The 15,231-nt window shown below is 64.8% G+C and carries 17 protein-coding genes; 4 read left to right on the top strand and 13 right to left on the bottom strand.

Annotated features, from left to right (window positions below):
* Positions 1 to 65: 65 nt before the first annotated feature.
* Positions 66 to 965: a DMT family transporter gene (locus tag AC1RMD_RS03695; RefSeq protein ID WP_492924681.1), complete on the bottom strand. Its 900-nt coding sequence runs from the start codon at positions 963 to 965 to the stop codon at positions 66 to 68.
* Between the two features lie 185 nt (positions 966 to 1,150).
* Here AC1RMD_RS03695 and AC1RMD_RS03700 point away from each other — a divergent pair, with 185 nt between their 5' ends.
* The 4 genes from AC1RMD_RS03700 to panC all read left to right on the top strand — a co-directional run bounded on the left by AC1RMD_RS03700 (position 1,151) and on the right by panC (position 3,983).
* A complete protein-coding gene (locus tag AC1RMD_RS03700; protein WP_492923760.1) occupies positions 1,151 to 1,903 on the top strand; it encodes an acyl-CoA thioester hydrolase/BAAT C-terminal domain-containing protein in 753 nt (250 codons plus the stop codon).
* A 90-nt stretch (positions 1,904 to 1,993) separates the two neighbouring features.
* Positions 1,994 to 2,203 carry a DUF3460 family protein gene (locus AC1RMD_RS03705; protein ID WP_008450053.1) on the top strand — a complete coding sequence of 70 codons (210 nt, stop codon included), beginning with the start codon at positions 1,994 to 1,996 and terminating at the stop codon, positions 2,201 to 2,203.
* A 17-nt stretch (positions 2,204 to 2,220) separates the two neighbouring features.
* Positions 2,221 to 3,093: a segregation and condensation protein A gene (locus AC1RMD_RS03710; RefSeq protein WP_492923762.1), complete on the top strand. Its 873-nt coding sequence runs from the start codon at positions 2,221 to 2,223 to the stop codon at positions 3,091 to 3,093.
* 50 nt (positions 3,094 to 3,143) lie between these two features.
* Complete coding sequence (gene panC, locus AC1RMD_RS03715; protein ID WP_492923764.1) at positions 3,144 to 3,983, top strand: pantoate--beta-alanine ligase; 840 nt, start codon at positions 3,144 to 3,146, stop codon at positions 3,981 to 3,983.
* On the opposite strand, the gene AC1RMD_RS03720 is transcribed toward panC, so the two are convergent.
* The 12 genes from AC1RMD_RS03720 to AC1RMD_RS03775 form a co-directional block, all read right to left on the bottom strand.
* A complete protein-coding gene (locus tag AC1RMD_RS03720; RefSeq protein WP_492923766.1) occupies positions 3,980 to 4,441 on the bottom strand; it encodes a hypothetical protein in 462 nt (153 codons plus the stop codon). The two genes, panC and AC1RMD_RS03720, sit on opposite strands and share 4 nt — an antisense overlap.
* A 63-nt stretch (positions 4,442 to 4,504) precedes the next feature.
* Entirely contained in the window at positions 4,505 to 5,719 is a 1,215-nt protein-coding gene (locus AC1RMD_RS03725) for an EAL and HDOD domain-containing protein (protein WP_492923768.1), read from the bottom strand.
* 45 nt (positions 5,720 to 5,764) lie between these two features.
* Positions 5,765 to 6,412 (bottom strand): protein phosphatase CheZ, encoded by a 648-nt coding sequence (cheZ, locus tag AC1RMD_RS03730; protein ID WP_492923770.1) that lies wholly within the window; start codon positions 6,410 to 6,412, stop codon positions 5,765 to 5,767.
* Positions 6,412 to 6,801 (bottom strand): chemotaxis response regulator CheY, encoded by a 390-nt coding sequence (cheY, locus tag AC1RMD_RS03735; protein WP_026334356.1) that lies wholly within the window; start codon positions 6,799 to 6,801, stop codon positions 6,412 to 6,414. The genes cheZ and cheY overlap by 1 nt, the downstream gene beginning before the upstream one ends.
* Before the next feature lie 134 nt (positions 6,802 to 6,935).
* On the bottom strand, positions 6,936 to 8,015 hold the full coding sequence (locus AC1RMD_RS03740; RefSeq protein WP_492923772.1) for a protein-glutamate methylesterase/protein-glutamine glutaminase: 1,080 nt from the start codon (positions 8,013 to 8,015) through the stop codon (positions 6,936 to 6,938).
* A 49-nt stretch (positions 8,016 to 8,064) separates the two neighbouring features.
* Positions 8,065 to 8,664 carry a chemoreceptor glutamine deamidase CheD gene (gene cheD, locus AC1RMD_RS03745; protein WP_020702289.1) on the bottom strand — a complete coding sequence of 200 codons (600 nt, stop codon included), beginning with the start codon at positions 8,662 to 8,664 and terminating at the stop codon, positions 8,065 to 8,067.
* 9 nt (positions 8,665 to 8,673) lie between these two features.
* A complete protein-coding gene (locus AC1RMD_RS03750; protein WP_492923774.1) occupies positions 8,674 to 9,543 on the bottom strand; it encodes a CheR family methyltransferase in 870 nt (289 codons plus the stop codon).
* Positions 9,544 to 9,617: 74 nt separating this feature from the next.
* Complete coding sequence (locus AC1RMD_RS03755; protein WP_492923776.1) at positions 9,618 to 11,333, bottom strand: methyl-accepting chemotaxis protein; 1,716 nt, start codon at positions 11,331 to 11,333, stop codon at positions 9,618 to 9,620.
* 123 nt (positions 11,334 to 11,456) lie between these two features.
* Positions 11,457 to 11,945 carry a chemotaxis protein CheW gene (locus tag AC1RMD_RS03760; RefSeq protein WP_020702286.1) on the bottom strand — a complete coding sequence of 163 codons (489 nt, stop codon included), beginning with the start codon at positions 11,943 to 11,945 and terminating at the stop codon, positions 11,457 to 11,459.
* Positions 11,946 to 11,964: 19 nt separating this feature from the next.
* Entirely contained in the window at positions 11,965 to 14,163 is a 2,199-nt protein-coding gene (gene cheA, locus AC1RMD_RS03765) for a chemotaxis protein CheA (protein ID WP_492923778.1), read from the bottom strand.
* Between the two features lie 45 nt (positions 14,164 to 14,208).
* On the bottom strand, positions 14,209 to 14,574 hold the full coding sequence (locus AC1RMD_RS03770) for a response regulator (protein WP_026334355.1): 366 nt from the start codon (positions 14,572 to 14,574) through the stop codon (positions 14,209 to 14,211).
* A gap of 64 nt (positions 14,575 to 14,638) precedes the next feature.
* Positions 14,639 to 15,187, bottom strand: coding sequence for a chemotaxis protein (locus tag AC1RMD_RS03775; protein ID WP_116988165.1), 549 nt, complete (start codon positions 15,185 to 15,187; stop codon positions 14,639 to 14,641).
* Positions 15,188 to 15,231 lie beyond the last annotated feature (44 nt).

Here is a 15,231-nt window from a genome sequence, read left to right on the forward strand (position 1 = left end):
TGGCGAAGCTGCAGTGTACGGCGGCCGCTCGCGCGCCTTGTTACGTTCCGTCAATATTTCTTGCGCTAGCGCCGCGCCGACACCACGATGCCGCCGACGATCAGCGCAAACGCCGCCACGTGGTAGCCGTGCGGCGCCTCGCCCAGGAAGGCGGCCGACAGCACGGCGGTGAACAAGGGCGTCAGGTTGACGAAGAAGGCGCCGATCGACGGTCCCGCCGCCTGCACCCCCTCGCCCCAGCAGCGGAACGCGATCACGCCCGGGCCGAGCGCCACATAGGCCAGCGCCGCCGCCAGGGTCCAGCTCCATTGCACCGGCATCGCGCCCAGCGCCTGCTCGCCCAGCGCGAAGCCGCCCGACCACAGCACGCCGAACGCCACCTGCGCCAGCAGGAAGCCGGCCCAGTCGGCGCGCAAAGCGGCCGGCTCGCGGGCACGCGTCAGCAGCCAGCTGTACAGCGACCAGGCGATGGTGGCCAGTATCATGAACAGGTCGCCCGCCACCAGCCGCAGCGCCAGCAGATGATCCCATTCGCCGCGCGCCAGCACCAGCAGCACGCCGGCGATCGACAGCACGGCGCCGGCCACCTGGCGCCGCCCGACCGGCACGCCGAAGAACAGCCAGCCGGTCAGCATCATCCACACCGGCATGCCGGAGGCCACCAGGGTGACGTTGATCGGGGTCGAGGTTTGCAGCGCCATGTATTGCAAGGTGTTGTACAGGCCGATGCCGAGCAGTCCCAGCAGCGCATACTGTTTCCAGTAGCGCCACATGCCCGCCGCCCGTCCGAACACCGGCCCGGCCAGCGGCAGCAGGATGGCGGCCGCCAGCGCCCAGCGCAGGAAATTGAGCAGCACCGGCGGCAGTTGGTCGTGCACCAGCCGGCCGACGATGGAGTTGCCGGCCCACAGCAGCGGCGGCAGGGTCAGCAGGAATACGGTGCGGGGCGTCAGGCGCTGGGTCATCGATGGCGGACAATGGTTGAGAAATGGATTGCTGCTGTGCCATCGCACTGCTAGCATGGCGCCTTGCTGATTTGCCAAGGCATGCAATCATACCGGGGAACGCGATGCGACGCATAGTGATGGGTATTTTGATACTGTATGTATCTTTTTTCGGAGCGGCACGCGCCGCAAGCTACGAGGTTGAGATGCGGCAGGTTGTCTACCGTGACCTGGTGGCCCATCTCTACCTGCCCAAGTCGCCTACCAAAGTACCGGTGGTGGTGGCGATCGGCGGTTCGGAGGGCGGGCTGGGCACCGGCGACGCCAACGGCCAGATGATGGCGCCGCACGGCATCGCCGTGCTGGGCCTGGCCTATTTCAACGCGGCGGGGCTGCCGGCCACGCTGGACCAGATCCCGCTGGAATACTTCATCAACGCCCTGGACTTCCTGCAGACCCAGCCCGAAGTGGACACCACGCGTATCGGCTTCGTCGGCGGCTCGCGCGGCGCCGAGGCGGCCTTGCTGGTGGCGTCCATGGATAGCCGCGTCAAGTCGGTGGTGGCGACCACGCCCAGCTCGGTGGCATGGTTCGGTCGCACCCTGCCCAAGTCGGCCTGGACGTGGCAGGGCAAGGATATTCCGGCCATCAGTCCCGCGCAGGACCAGGCCCTGCCCCAGGTCGGCCGCTTCCTGGCGGCGCTGGACCAGCGGCAAGCCGCGCGGCAGGCGCGCATCGCGGTGGAAAGGATCAACGGCCCTATCCTGCTGATCTCGGCGCGAAACGACCAGATTTGGCCGTCTTTCCAGATGTCCAACACCATCGCGGCATATTTAAAGGAGCAACACTTCCCGCATGCGGTGACGCACGACAGCTACCCGACCGGCCACGGTTTCAGCCAGGAGTTGGCGCCGCGCATCAAGCAAAGCATCATCGACCACTTTTTGCACACCCTGTAGCCCGGGCGGACGCCGCGGCCAACGATAGAATTACCGCCGGCCGCCGCGGCGCGGTAAAATACGCCCTGCTGATCCACCCACTTAAAAAATATGAAACTCTCCAAACAACATTCGATGTACGAATCCGAGCACACCCTGTTCATCAAGGCGCTGAAGGAAAAGAATCCGGGCATGGAAGCTGGCCAGCAACAAGGCCGCGCCTTGCTGTGGGATCGTCCGCCGGTGTCGCTGGATGAGCAGGAGCGCCAGCTGAAATCGGCCATCAAGCAACAAGCCTACGTTTACCAGAACAAAGTCTAAGCACCGGGGCGGCAAGGATGTTGCCAGACGATACGGTTGAAGTCCAGCCGACTGTGGCCGAGCACGGCATCGCCGAGGCGGCGGCCGAGGCGGTCGCCGTGACCACCGAAGTGGCCGCCCTCGCCCGCCTGTACGGCGAGCCGCTGCTCAAGATGCCCAACGACCTGTACATCCCGCCCGACGCGCTGGAAATCTTCCTCGACGCCTTCGAAGGCCCGCTGGACTTGCTGCTCTACCTGATCCGCAAGCAAAACTTCAACATCCTCGACATCCCGATGGCGCAGCTGACGCTGCAATACCTGAAATATGTCGACCAGATCCGCCTGTCCAACCTGGAGCTGGCCGCCGAGTACCTGCTGATGGCGGCCATGCTGATCGAGATCAAGTCGCGCATGCTGCTGCCGCAGCGCCCGTCCGAGCTCGACATCGAGAGCGACGACCCGCGCGCCGAGCTGGTGCGCCGCCTGCTGGAATACGAGCAGATCAAGCTGGCCGCCTACGACCTGAACACGATCCCGCAGCTGGACCGCGATTTCGTCCGCACCCAGATCTTCATCGAGCAAAGCCTGGTGCCGGCCTGGCCGGAGGTCGAGGCGATCGACCTGCAGCAAGCCTGGCTGGACGTGATGAAGCGCGCCAAGCTGACCCAGCACCACAAGATCAGCCGCGAGGAACTGTCGGTGCGCGAGCACATGACCGGCATCCTGCGGCGCCTGCAATCGAGCCGCTTCGTCGAGTTCGCCGACCTGTTCGACATCGCCGGCGGCGTGCCGGTGGTGGTGGTGAACTTCGTCGCGCTGCTGGAGCTGGCCAAGGAAACGCTGATCGAAATTACCCAGGCCGAGCCGTTCGCGCCCATCTACGTGCGGCTGGCGTACTCGCCCGCCTGAGCCCCCACCCGCACCCACCCCATTCCCATTACGCCCAGAGCGACCACGTCATGAAAATCGTCACCTCCATAGAAGAACTGCGCGACCAACTCAGCGGCCAACTGCGCACCGCTTTCGTCCCGACCATGGGCAACCTGCACGAAGGCCACCTGTCGCTGATGCGCCTGGCGCGCAAGCACGGCGACCCGGTGGTGGCGTCGATCTTCGTCAACCGCCTGCAGTTCGGCCCGAACGAGGACTTCGACAAATACCCGCGCACCTTCCAGGCCGACGTCGAGAAGCTGGAGAAGGAAGGCGTGTACGTGCTGTTCGCGCCGACCGAGAAAGACCTGTACCCGGAGCCGCAGGAATTCCGCGTGCGCCCGCCCGACGACCTGGGCAACACGCTGGAGGGCGAGTTCCGTCCCGGCTTCTTCACCGGCGTCACCACCGTGGTGCTCAAGCTGTTCTCCTGCGTGCAGCCGCGCGTGGCGGTGTTCGGCAAAAAGGATTACCAGCAGCTGATGATCGTGCGTAACATGAGCCGCCAGTTCGCGCTGCCGACCGAGATCATTGCCGCCGAAACCTACCGCGCCGACGACGGCCTGGCGCTGTCGTCGCGCAATATGTACCTGTCGCCGGCCGAGCGCGCCGAAGCGCCTGCCCTGTACCGGAGCCTGAACTCGGTCGCGGCCGAAGTGCGCGCCGGCCACCTGGACGTGTTCCAGCTGGAGCACAAGGCGATGGACGACCTGGCCCAGCGCGGCTGGCAGCCGGACTACATCTCGATCCGCAAGCGCATCGACCTGCAACCGCCGAGCGCCGGCGACCTGGCGCAAGGCGCGCCGCTGGTGGTGCTGGCGGCGGCCAAGCTGGGTTCGACCCGTTTGATCGACAATCTGGAAATTTAAGGTTGGGGTTGAGGCGGCGCCACGGGCGCCGCCGGCACCACGCTGACGCCCTGCGGCGGCAGCTGGATGATCATGACCGGCGCCGCGGCGGCGGCCGGCTGCGCCTTGGGAATCGCGTTGTTCAGCACGAAGCTCATCACTGTGACGACGATCGTGATCCCCGCGGCCAGCACACCCACCATCCATTTGACCATCTGCGAGGTCGCCCGCTCGAAGGCGCTTTCGATCCTCGCTTCCAGCGCCGCGCGCATCTCCACCATCATCGCGATGATGGCTTCGAGCTTGGCGTCGGTGGCGTCGAAACGGGCGTTGACAGCGTCGAAGCGGGCGTCGACAGCGCCGAACTTGGCATCGACAGCGCCGAACTTGGTGTCCGATTTGCTATCGGCAGCAGCCAGCCTGGCGTCGTAGCTCTCCACCTTGGCGTCGATATAGTCTTTGTCGGAATTCGAGTTCATACGGCGATAATCCGCCCGCCATCGCACCCTGTCAACGCCCGCGCGGACCCCGCTTGCGACCGCTCAGGCGGCGACGTTCTGCGCCCAGGCCAGCGCCGACAGGTGGGCCTTGTTGACCTCTTCCGGGCCCAGCTTGAGGGAAGCGGCCAGCGAGGCCACCAGGTCGGAATTGAGTTCGCAGGCCTCGGCCAGCGCCAGGTACGGGCCGTACTTGCCGCTGCGCGTCAGCAGCGCGGCGACCACGTCGTCGGACAGCTGGATGTTGGCCAGCACTTCCTCCATGGCGATCCCCAGCAGCCGGTCCAGCAGCGAGAACATGCCCGCCACGAAGACGTTTTCCGCCTCGCTCTTGCCCAGCGCCGCCAGCGCCAGCAGCTCGGCCAGGCGGCCGCGCACCACCGCCGTCTCCAGCAGCACCGGCGAATAGCCCGAGGTGCTGGCCGTGGCCAGCAGCAAGGTCAGCCAGCGGTACAGCGGCGTGTAGCCCAGCAGGGTCAGCGCCTGCTTGAGCGACTGGATCTCGCGCCCGGCGCCGAAGCCGGCCGAATTGATGAAGCGCAGCAGCTTGTACGACAGCGTGGCGTCGCGCTTGAGCACCGCCTCCAGCTGCGGCAGGTCGGCGTTCTGGCGCACCATCTGCATCAGCTGCATGATGATGGTCTGGGCAGGGTTCATGCCCTTGCTGTCGCTGCTGGGGCGCGGCGTCAGGTGCAGCTTGCCGACGAAGGCGTTCAGGCCGAGCGCGGCGCAGGCGTCGAAATCGGCCCAGTTGCTGACCGGGCGCGCCACCATCGCCACCGTCGACTGCTTGAGCGCCGCGTAGGCGCGCGCCTGGCTGCCGACGTCGGCGCCGGAAAAGCGCACTTCCACATACGAGGCGATGCTCGGCAGGCGGGCGCCGATGCGGGCCAGGTCGGCGTCGCGCAGCAGGATGCCGACGCCGCCGGCGCGCAAGCCTTGCACGGCGGCCAGGGTGTCGGGCTGGGCCAGTTCGGAGGTTTTGATCGAGAGCACCGTGCGTTCCGGCGGCAGCTGGTGCAGCGCGTCGGTCGACAGCATGGCCGGCACCGCTTCGAGGAACAGGGTCTTGTCGCGCAGCAGCCAGTTGTCGTCGTCGTCGACCATCTGGGCGGCGACGAAGGCCAGCAGCAATTCGAGCTCGGCCGGCGTGGGCGGCGCCCCCCCCTGCCTCTGCCGCTGCCAGCAGATCTCATACCCAACCACACGCTGCTTGGGATCGAGCAGCGGCTCACGGACGAGGAAATTGGTTTGATGCATGATGCTCGTATCGGAGTAGGCCCGCGGCGAACGGGCCGGTACAGATCAGAAGCCCAGACTATCCAGCAAGTCGTCCACCTGCTCCTGGTCAGCCACCACGTTCTCGCGGGTCGGATCGATCTGCGGTCCGTTCAGCAAGCCGTTGTCGATTTCCTTCTTCATCTGGTCGGGCGCAAAGTCGATCAGCATCTGCACCAGCTGCTTTTCGAGGTTCTGCGCGATCGATGTGACCTTTTTGATCACCTGTCCGGTCAGGTCCTGGAAGTCCTGCGCCATCATGATGTCCATCAGATGCGCCTTGGTCTGCGAGGTCCCGGCCGATGCGCCGTCCAGCGCGGCGACGGTTTGCTGCGCCAGCGCGCGCCACTGCTGGTCCGAGGCGCCGGCCGCCAGCAGGCCGCTCCACGAGGCGCTCAATTGCCTGGCGTCGCCGGCGATCTGGTCCTGCAAGGGACTGGCGGCGTCGGTGGCGTTCAACACTTTCTGCGCCGCGTCTTCGCTCAGGCGCGCCACGTAGTCCAGCCGGTCGCGCGCGTCCGGGATGTCCGACGCCGCTTTCTCGATCAATTTGTCCAGGCCCAGGCCGCGCAGGCTTTCATGCAGGGCGCGCGTCATGTGACCGATGCGCGACAAAAACTCTTCGTTCGGCTCCACCGCAGCCGCGATGGCGCCGCTTTGTTGCTCAACCATCATCAAGCTCCGAGCTTCTCGAAGATCTTGTTCAGCTTTTCATCCAGCGTGGCGGCGGTGAACGGCTTGACCACGTAGCCGTTGGCGCCGGCCTGGGCCGCCGCGATGATGTTTTCCTTCTTGGCTTCGGCGGTCACCATCAGCACCGGCAGCTTGGCCAGCGCGGGGTCGGCACGGATGTTCTGCAACATCGTCAGACCGTCCATATTCGGCATGTTCCAGTCGGACACGACGAAGTCGAAGGTTTCGGCGCGCAGTTTCGCCAGCGCCATCACGCCGTCTTCCGCCTCGTCGACATTGGCATAACCCAGTTCCTTTAACAGATTCCGGACAATGCGGCGCATCGTCGAAAAATCGTCAACGACTAAAAATTTCATCTTTGGATCAGCCATGAATTACTCCGTTGTTTCTCTACGCGGTGGTTGTTAATAAGTTCTACGTGCCAGCAAGTTGTAGGATAGCATTTTCGTTGCTTTAAGGCGAACAAAGTAGCAGTAAAACGTCACACTTGACGATTTAAAGCTTTTTACACCCGCAATGCGCGCATGCCGTGGGCCGCCAGATAGCCCAGCACCATGCCCGGCAACGCCTGCAAGGCCCCGACTTCGTGGGCGGCGCCGATGGCGATCGCCTCGCGCGGCATGCCGAACACCACGCAGCTGGCCTCGTCCTGGGCGAAATTATACGCCCCCGCCCCCTTCATCTCCAGCATGCCGGCCGCGCCGTCCTTGCCCATGCCGGTCAGGATCACGCCGACCGCGTTCTTGCCGGCGCACTGGGCGGCCGAACGGAACAGCACGTCGACCGAGGGCCGGTGGCGGTTGACCGGCTCGGCCTGGTCGATCCTGGTCATGTAGTTGGCGCCGCTGCGGGTCAGGTACAGGTGCGAGTGGCCGGGCGCGATGTAGGCGTGGCCGGGCAGCACCCGCTCGTTGCCGGCCGCTTCCTGCACCGAGATCTTGCACAGCGAGTCGAGCCGCTTGGCGAACGAACGGGTGAAGCCTTCCGGCATGTGCTGGGTGATCAGGATGCCGGGACAGTCGGACGGCATCTGCATCAGGAATTCGCGGATCGCCTCGGTGCCGCCGGTGGAGGCGCCGATGATGATCAGTTTTTCCGACGAGGTCAGCGGATTGCGCAGCTGCGGCAGCTGGGTTTGCCCGCCCTGGCCGTCGGCGCCCGGCTGCGGCAGCGTGCGGGCCCGCACGCGCGCCTTGGAGGCGGCGCGGATCTTGTCGGTGATCAGCTCGGTGTACTCGCGCATGCCGGCCTGGATCGAGATCTTCGGCTTGGTGACGAAGTCGACCGCGCCCAGCTCCAGCGCGCGCATGGTGATCTCGGAGCCGCGCTCGGTCAGCGAGGACACCATCACCACCGGCATCGGCCGCAGCCGCATCAGTTTTTCCAGGAAGTCGAGGCCGTCCATCTTCGGCATCTCGACGTCCAGGGTCAGCACGTCGGGGTTGGTTTGCTTGATCAGCTCGCGCGCGACCAGCGGATCGGGGGCCGCGCCCACCACTTCCATGTCGGGCTGGCTGTTGATGATCTCGCTCATGACGCTGCGGATCAGCGCCGAGTCGTCGACGATCAGGACTTTGGTCTTCATAAAATGCTACTTTCCGGGCAAAAGGCCCTGACTACGGGCTCAGAATAGTTTAAAACAGGTCGATCTCGCCGCCCACCGGCGCCTTCTTCAGGCGGCTGGCGTATTCGATCTCGCGCTTGGCCAGGGTGTCGTTGTGGGTCTGCATCAGCTTCTTGACCAGCACCTTGCCGCTGCGCGGGAAGAAATACACCTTGCGCGGGTGGATGTCGTTCAAGTCTTCGGCCACCACGCGGATTTTCTCGACCTTGAGGAAGTTCAGCACGAAGGCGGCGTTGCGTTCGCCGACGTTGATGGCGGTGAAGCCTTTCAACACCGCGCCGCCGCCGAACACCTTGGCCTCCATGTTCTCGCGCTTGGCGCCGGCCTTGAGCAGGTCGTTGATCAGGATTTCCATCGCGTAGGTGCCGTAGCGGGCCGAGGCCGACACCGGGCTGTTGGTGTCGCTGCCGCCGTCGGGCAGCATGAAGTGGTTCATGCCGCCCAGGCCGGTGACGCGGTCGCGGATGCAGGCCGACACGCAGGAACCGAGCACGGTCACGATCAACATGTCCTTGTTGGTGAAGTAATACTCGCCCGGCAAGATCTTGGCGGCTTCACAGTCGAACGTTCTATCGAAATATACGTTCGTGGCAAATTGTTCGAGGTCCATGTTTTACTCTCATGTGCGTTGCGATGCTTTGAGGGCAGCGCCACGGTGTTGTTCGTCCAGCTCATACACCGTCTTGCCGCGTAGTTTGAGCGACTCCGACACGTAGAGGAAATTCTCCGAATGGCCCGCGAACAGCAGGGCGTCCGGTTTCATCAGCGGGACAAAGCGGGACAGTATTTTACGCTGGGTGGCTTTGTCGAAGTAAATCATGACGTTGCGGCAAAAGATCACGTCGAACTGGCCGCTCAGCGGCCAGCTGTCGGCCAGCAGGTTGAGCGGTTTGAAGGTGATCATATTGCGCAGCTCGGGCCGCACCCGGGCCATGCCCTCGCGGTCGCCCTTGCCCTTCAGGAAAAAGCGGCGCGAGCGCTCGGGCGACATCTTGTCCAGCCGGTCCATCGTGTAGACGCCGTTGGCCGCCGTGGCCAGCACATTGGTGTCGATGTCGGTGGCGATGATGTGGCAGTTGGGCGTGAGCGTGTTGAACGCTTCGCACACGGTCATGGCGATCGAGTACGGTTCTTCGCCGGTCGAGCTGGCCGAGCACCAGATGGTGATCGGTTCGCGCTTGTGCTTGATGTGTTCGGCCAGCAGCGGAAAATGGTGCGCCTCGCGGAAGAACGAGGTCAGGTTGGTGGTCAGCGCGTTGGTGAACGACTCCCATTCCTCGCCCAGGCGGCCGGCTTCCAGATCGTCCAGGTACTTGCCGAACGAGCCGATGCCGGTGGCGCGCAAACGCCGCGCCAGGCGGCTGTACACCATCTCTTGCTTGCTGTCGGCCAGCGAGATGCCGGCCCGTTTGTAGATCAGGCCGCGGACGCGCTCGAAGTCCTTGGGGTTGAAATCAAACTCTTTGACGGTGTCTTTGGTTTGCGGCATATGTTAAACCTCTTATCTGTCACTACTAACCATGCCGGCGACGGCGCCGCCGGCGCCGTCTTGCTGCGGACTACTTAAAACTCTTCCCACTCGTCGCCGGCGGCCGGCGCGGCGCTGGCCAGCTTCTTGGGCGCGGCCGGCTTGGCGGCGGCCACCGCCGGGCGCGCGGCCGGACGGTGGCTCACCAGCGGCGCCGAACGGGGCGCCGGCGCGGCCGCGCGGGCGGCCGGACGGCGCACCTCGTCCTGGTTCAGCTTGAAGATGCTGACCGCCTGCGCCAGCATCTCGGCCTGTTCCTGCATGCTCTCGGCGGCCGCGGCCGCCTGCTCGACCAGCGCGGCGTTCTGCTGGGTCATCTCGTCCATCTGGGTGATGGCCTGGTTGACTTCCTCGATGCCGTTGCTCTGCTCCTGGGTGGCGGCGGTGATCTCGCCCATGATGTCGGCCACCTGGCGGATCGACGTGACGATCAGGTCCATGGTCTGGCCGGCCTCGTCGACCAGCTTGCTGCCGGCGTCGACCTTGTTGACCGAGTCGCCGATCAGTTCCTTGATTTCCTTGGCGGCGCCGGCCGAGCGCTGCGCCAGGTTGCGCACCTCGGAGGCGACCACCGCGAAGCCGCGCCCCTGCTCGCCCGCGCGCGCCGCTTCGACCGCCGCGTTCAGCGCCAGGATGTTGGTCTGGAACGCGATGCCGTCGATGACGCCGATGATGTCGACGATCTTGCTGGAGCTGGCCTTGATCGAGCCCATGGTCTCGACCACCTGCGACACCACGGTGCCGCCCTTTTCCGCCACCGACGAGGCGGTCACGGCCAGCTGGTTGGCCTGGCGGGCGTTGTCGGCGTTCTGCTTGACGGTGGAGGTCAGTTCCTCCATCGACGAGGCGGTCTCCTCCAGCGAGCTGGCCTGCGACTCGGTGCGGGCCGACAGGTCGGCGTTGCCGGAGGCGATTTCCTGCGAGGCGGTCGAGATCAGCTCGGTGCCGTTGCGGACGTCGCCGACGGTCTTGGCCAGGCTGTCGTTCATGTCCTTGAGCGCCTGCAGCAGCTCGCTGGTCTCGTCCTTGCCTTCGACCACCACCTGCGAGGTCAGCTCGCCGGCCGCCACTTTCTGCGCCACTTCGACCGCGCCCGACAGCGGCACCGTGATCGAGCGGGTGATCACCAGCGCGCACACCACGCCCAGCGCCACGGCGGCCGCGCCCAGCACGAACAGCATCAGCATCAGGCTGCGGTCGGCCGTGACCGAGCCGGCCATCACATCCCTGGCGTTGGCCTGCTGCATGTCGACCAGCTTGTTGATCAGGGTCAGGGTCTGCTGGTTGAGCGGGTCGATGCGGCCGGAAATGACCTTGGCCGCGCCTTCGCTGTTAAACGCCAGCACCTGGCCGATGGCTTCCTTGAACGCCTTGTCGACGTCGACGTCCAGCGCGGCGATGTCGGCCAGCGCCTTCTTCTCGGCGTCGTTCAGGCCGAGCGCCTTGAGGTCGGCCAGCGCCTTGTCGTAGCGGGCCCGCTGGTCCTTGACCTTCTGCTCTTCCTTCTGCATCAGGCTGACGTCCGATTGCAGGCCGATATTGCGCATCGCGATGCCGGTCTCGAGCATCGAACTCTTCATCGCGCCGGCCTGCAGGTTCTTGGCGTTCGACAGCTCGAGGCCGATGGTCAGCTTGCTCTTGTTGCTGTAGTTGAGGTAGTTGGTCATCAGGACCATCGCCACCAGGATCGCCAGGATGCTGCCGAAGCCGATGCGCAGTCGTGCGCCAATTTTGAAGTCGCGTAAATTCATGTTGTTTTCTCCCCTATGCTGTCTGTTCTATCGTCCGCCGGGAACTGCCTGCGGACCCCGTTATTGTGTAGGTGGTCAGGCGCGCACTCTGTTGGGCGCTGCGTGCTGCGGTTGCGGCGTGGCTTAGGCCGCGATTTGTTCCATCAAGCCCATCTCGGCGCTCGACATCAGTTTGTCGATGTTCACCAGGATCAGCATACGCTCATCAATGGTGCCCAGTCCAATCATGTAGTCGGAACTGAAGGCGGTGCCCATTTCCGGCGCCGGCTTGACCTGCTCGGGCGTGAGCGTGGTCACGTCCGACACCGAGTCGACCACCATGCCGACGATGCGCCCGCCGATGTTGAGGATGATGACCACGGTGAACTGGTCGTACACCGGTTCGCCCAGGTTGAACTTGATGCGCATGTCGACCACCGGGATGATGATGCCGCGCAGGTTGATCACGCCCTTGATGAAGGCGGGGGCGTTGGCGATCCGGGTCACCGTTTCGTAACCGCGGATTTCCTGCACCTTGAGGATGTCGATGCCGTATTCCTCCGAACCGAGCGTGAACGCCAGGTATTCGTGGCCGGCGATCTCGTTGGCCCCGGTGGTTAGTACGTCTGCCATGATGGTTTCCTTGGTGGGATTAGCTAAAAATCTGTTCGTCAGCGAGCTGGCGGGATGAGCGTATCAGGGCGGCGACGTCGAGGATCAGCGACACGCCGCCGTCGCCCAGGATGGTGGCGCCGGAGATGCCGGCCACCTTGCGGTAATTCGATTCGAGGTTCTTGACCACCACCTGCTGCTGGCCGACCAGGTCGTCGATGAACAGGCCGGCCTTGCGGCCGTCGGTCTCGATGATGACCACGATGCCCTGGCAGGGGTCGGTGAAGCGCGGGGCGATGCCGAACATCTGGTACAGCGGCACCAGCGGCAGGTATTCGCCGCGCACCTTGATGACCCGGCCCTTGCCGGAGATTTCCTTGACGTCTTCCGGCGCCGGCTGCAGCGATTCGATGACAAAACCCAGCGGCAGGATGTAGACCTCCTCGCCGACCCGGATCGACATGCCGTCCAGGATCGCCAGCGTCAGCGGCAGCGAGATCGAGATGGTGGTGCCGAAGCCCTTGGCCGAGCGGATGTCGACCACCCCGCCCATCGCGGTGATGTTGCGCTTGACCACGTCCATGCCGACCCCGCGGCCGGAGACGTCGGTGACCTGCTCGGCGGTCGAGAAGCCGGGCGCGAAGATCAGCTGCCAGACCTCGGCGTCGCTCATGTTCTCGTGCAGCGGCAGGCCGCTCTGCTCGGCCTTGGCGAGGATCTTCTCCCGGTTCAGGCCGCCGCCGTCGTCCGACACCTCGATGATGATGTTGCCGCCCTGGTGGGAGGCCGACAGGAACAGCCGGCCGGCGTCGCTCTTGCCGCCGGCGCGGCGCACCTCGGGCATCTCGATGCCGTGGTCGATCGAGTTGCGCACCAGGTGGGTCAGCGGATCGACGATGCGCTCGATCAGGCCCTTGTCCAGTTCGGTCGCGGCGCCGTTGGTGATGAAGTCGACCTTCTTGCCCAGCTTGGCCGCCAGGTCGCGCACCATGCGCGGGAAGCGCGAGAACACGAAGTCCATCGGCATCATGCGGATCGACATCACCGCTTCCTGCAGGTCGCGGGTGTTGCGGGTCAGCTGGCTGACGCTGTTTAACAGGCGCTCGTGCACCATCGGGTCGAGCGTGTCGACGCGCTGCTCGATCATCGCCTGCGTGATGACCAGCTCGCCCACCAGGTTGATCAGCTGGTCGACCTTCTCGATCGACACGCGGATCGACGACGATTCGGCGCCGGGGCCGGCGCCGCCCTTCTCTTCCTTCCTGGCCGCTTTCTTTTCCTCTTCGACGGCGGCCTGCTGCACCGCCGGCGCCTCGACGACGATGCCGGCGGCGGCGCGGATCTGCTCGACCGGCTGGAAGAAGCCATAGCCCTGGGCCTCCTCGCTGCCGGCCTGGGCGGCGGCGCGGATCTCGTCGAGCGGCTGGAAGAAGCCGTAGCCTGCGCCGGTGCCGCCGGCGGCGGCCGGATGCAGCTCGGCCTCGTCGAAGAAGCCGTAGCCGAGGTCCTGCTCGACCTTGGAGCGCTCGGCGTTCTCCAGTTTGGCCTGCCTGGCGTCCAGCGCCGGCAGTTCGGTCACCACCATGTCGTCCGGGTTCAGCACGAAGGAGCAGATGGCGATGACGTCGTCCAGGCTCTCGTGGGTGGTGACCAGCATCGCGTTGCGCTCCTGGTCGAGCGGCGTGATCGACACATGGCCCATCAGGCCCAGCTCGGCGCCGAGGGCGGTCACTTCGCGGTGCACCATCACCGGCAGTTCGAGCCGGTAGCGGCGTCCGCCGCTGTGGTCGACCACCTTGGCCTCGGCCGCGTGGAACGACGGCGCCACGGCGGCCATGGCCGCCAGCGGCACGTCCTGCGCCAGCGACTGCAGCATCATGCGCACGTCGCCGACCGCGTCCTGGTCGACCGTGCTGCCGTGGCGGTGGCCGTCGAGCTGCATCTTGAGGATGTCCTTGGCCGCCAGGAAGGCGTCCACATGCTCCGAGGTCAGCGCCATCTCGCCCTTGCGGACGCGGTCCAGCAGGGTCTCGAGGATGTGGGTCACTTCGGTCATGTCGGTCACGCCGAACGTGGAGGCGCCGCCCTTGACGGAATGGGCGGTGCGGAAGATCGCATTGAGGTCTTCGGCGTCCGGCTGCGCGACATCGACCGCCAGCAGCAGGCGCTCCATTTCAGCCAGCAGCTCCTCGGCCTCATCGAAAAAGACCTGGAAGAACTGGCTTATATCGATGGTCATGGGGATACTCCGTAAGTTTCGCTCAGCTTCATTGCATGCGCCTTATCAGCCGATGACCTTCTTCACTACCTCGATCAGCCGCTGCGGATCGAAAGGCTTGACCAGCCAGCCATTGGCGCCGGCGGCGCGGCCCTTGGCTTTCATCTCGTCGGACGATTCGGTGGTCAGCATCAGGATAGGCGTCTTCTGGTAGGTCGGCAGTTCGCGCAGCAGCTTGATCAGCTGCAAGCCGTCCATGCGCGGCATGTTCTGGTCGGTCAGCACCAGGTCGACGCTTTGCAGCTTGGCTTTTTCCAGGCCGTCCTGGCCGTCCACCGCTTCCACCACCAGGTAGCCGGCGGCCTTCAGGCTGAAGGCCACCATCTGGCGCAGGGAACTGGAATCATCAACTGCAAGTATTGTCTTGGCCATCTTTGCTCTCACTCATTAAATGCGGGACACGGCCCCGTTGGTATCAATCGGCAGGTTGCGGCGCTCAGAATAATTCGATGTCGCCGCTCTCCAGGTGTTGTTGGCTGACGGCCTTGCGCAGCACGCTGCGCAGCTCCAGGCTCTGGATCGCCAGCGCCATGCTGACCTTGCCCAGCAGCGCGACGATTTCCTCGTTGTCGCTCTCGGGCAGCATCTCGGCGCCGTGCGCCCCCAGGGTGCCGAGGAATTCGCGCAGGCCGGTGACCCGTTTCAGGGTGCGGTCGAGCAGCTGGCTGGTCATGTCCTGGAATTGCAGGCTGGTGATGGCGGCGTTGACATAGCCGCCCACCTGGCCCTGCAAGGCTTCCAGCTGGCTGCGCTGCTCGGGCGTGGCGGTGCCGCCCTCCAGCAACAGCTGGATGGTGGCTTGCTCGGCCTCGACCGCCTGATGGATGGCCATGAAGTTGAAGGACAGCTTTTCAATCGCCTCCTCCAGCAGCAGGCCGGTCTGGATCAGATCGGTCTCGACTTCGGTCAGATGCTTGCGTCCGTGGTCCGACACGCCGGACAGCAGGCGTTTTACATGTGAGCCCAGGATTTTTTTTCTCGTCATAACAGTCTCGTTGTTCCGCGCTTGTCTTTCACCTACTGCTACCC

This window comes from Duganella sp. GW822-FHT06D06, assembly GCF_058799615.1.